This is a genomic window from Bradyrhizobium sp. ORS 375, from assembly GCF_000239775.1.
Lineage (GTDB): Bacteria > Pseudomonadota > Alphaproteobacteria > Rhizobiales > Xanthobacteraceae > Bradyrhizobium.
On the sequence record NZ_CAFI01000262.1, the window covers coordinates 1 to 2,389 of the forward strand.

The 2,389-nt window shown below is 65.8% G+C and carries 2 protein-coding genes; both read right to left on the reverse strand.

What is annotated here, in order from left to right; translation table 11 throughout:
* Positions 1 to 1,279: caspase family protein (locus BRAO375_RS19540; protein WP_035641294.1), on the reverse strand; the 1,279-nt coding region annotated here is incomplete at its 3' end.
* Between the two features lie 212 nt (positions 1,280 to 1,491).
* Positions 1,492 to 2,382, reverse strand: a complete 891-nt coding sequence (locus BRAO375_RS19545) for a DMT family transporter (RefSeq protein WP_009029171.1) — start codon at positions 2,380 to 2,382, stop codon at positions 1,492 to 1,494.
* Positions 2,383 to 2,389 lie beyond the last annotated feature (7 nt).

Genomic DNA, 2,389 nt, shown 5'->3' on the forward strand with positions numbered 1-2,389 from the left:
CGACCGCGGCGGTGGCCGGCGCCGGCTGCGGCTCGGCCAGCAAGGCCTTGTGCTGCAGCTTGGTCAGGAAGCCCGTCGAGGGATAGCCGCGTGCGGCCTGCCAGCGCTTCATGACGCCACGGGTCTCGTCGTCGAACACGCCGGTCATCTTGGTATCGAAGCCGAGGCCGGTGAGACGGCGCTGCACGTCGCGGCGCTTGGTCTTGTCGAGGCCGATCTGATCCTCGCTGACCTGGCTGCCTTCCTCGGTGAAGGTGGCGGGGTCGACGCCCTTGCCGACATTGCGGGTCGCCGTGTTCACGGCGCCGGTCTCGATCGAGGCGATGCGGGCCATCGCCAGCGACTTGAACTGCCCGTTCGGGTAGGTGGCGAGATAGGCGTTGAGCTCTTCCGGCTTGTTGGAATCCTTCACCGAGCGCCAGAACTCGAGCTCGGCCTCTGCGGCGGTCGGGCCCGCGGTGGCTGCGGCGGGCGTGGTGCCAGCGGTTGCAGCCGTGGCGGCAGGCGCGGCGGACGGGTTGAGATAGACCGCGCCGATCAGGTTGGTGTGCCCCCAGGGCAGCTGGCCCTTGTTGGTCTCCTCGTTGACCTGCGCGCGCACCGAGGTCATGGCCTGCTGGATCTCCACGCCGGGTTGGGCGATGTGCGAGATCAGCGCGCGGGTGAACGGGCTGTTGGCGCCGGCATCACCGTCGAGCGCGGTCTGGCCGGGACCGGTCGCGAACGCGATCAAGGTGCCTTCACCCGACTTCATCTCGGCGAGACCAGTCTGCACCGACACGCTGCGGGTCGGCGAGTTCGACTTGATCTTGGCGGCGAACGGGTTGTCGCGGCAGGCATCCAGGAACACCAGCTTGACCTTGGCATCGCCCATGGTCTGGTCGAGCGTGACGTCGATGTTGATCGCCGAGCCGAGCTTGACGTCCATCTCCGACTTCAGATCGGCATCGACCGGCAGCAGATAGTTGGTGCCGGAGATCGCGATGCCGTGGCCGGCGTAATAGAACACCGCGATATCGGCGCCCTGCGCCTTGCGCCCGAAGTCGAGCAGCTTCTCGGTCATCTTGTCGCGCGTGAGATTGGTGCCCTCGACGACGTCGAAGCCGACATTGCGCAGCGTCGCCGCCATGGCCTTGGCGTCGACCGGCGGGTTCGGCAGCGGCATCACGCTCTTATAGGCGCCGTTGCCGACGACGAAGGCGACCCGGCGGTCGGCCTTGGCCGCCGGGGCGGTCAGCACCATGCAGAGCAGGGACAGGGTGACGGTGAGAAGGCGCATCAGGAGATCCCCCAATGATCAAGCGAAGCGGTCACTGCAGCATTAGTCGCGGATTGACCTGAAAAGTCTTGTTCCCAAACAAAAAATCTCGCTTTTGCCACAAATCAGATCGCGAGTGTTGCGTCTGCACCATCTCCGGGCGCGTGCATTCACGGGTTCCGTGAGGAGAGTCACATCCGACGAGCGGCGCTCCAGCGACGAAAGTGTCTGGATCAGCTTTGCGACGAGGTCTTGACGGCCACCGGTCGCGGCTGCGGCGGCCGGAGGTTCAACAGATTGCCGGCTAGAATCAACGCGGCGCCCAGCACCGTGAAGCCGTCGAGACGCTCAGAATAGACCAGCCAGCCGACGGTCGCGGTCAGCGGCACACGCAGGAAGTCCATCGGGATCACGATGGTGGCGTCGGCATAGAGCATCGCGCGCGCCATGCAGAAGTGCGAGAAGGTGCCGCAGAAGGCCACGAGCACGATCCAGCCCCAGGCCGCGGCCGACGGCCACGTCCACAGCAGAAGCGTCGGAATCAGTCCGGCCACCGATTGCACCGCCAGCATCCAAAAGATGATCGAGACGGTCGGCTCGGTGCGCGTCAGGAACTTGACCAGCGCGATCGAAATGCCGAAGCCGACGGCGGCGGCCAGCGCGATGAGCTGCCCCGGATTGATCGCGCCGGTGTCGGGGCGCACGATCACCACGACGCCGACCAGGCCGAGCACGATGGCGGCAAGCTTGAACAAGGTGATGCGCTCGCCGAGGAACGTGGCCGCGAGCAGGGCTGTCCAGATCGGCATCGTGAACTCGATCGCGACCACCTGGCCGATCGGGATCAGCGTCAGCGCAAAGAACCAGCCGAGCTGCGCGCCATAGTGGATCAGGTTGCGGGCGGTGTGCTGCTTGAGCCGCGACGTGCGCAGCGTGGCAAAGCCGCCGCTGAGGACGATGACCGGCGACAGCATCACCAGGCCGATGAGGCAGCGCAGCTCCATCAGCTCGAAGACATTGAGTTCGCGCATGGCCTCCCGCCCGGCGACAGCCATCACCAGCATGAGGCTGAGCCAGCCGGTCATCCACAGCGCGGCCATGAGTTTCGAAGCGGGACGAGTCATCAACAGG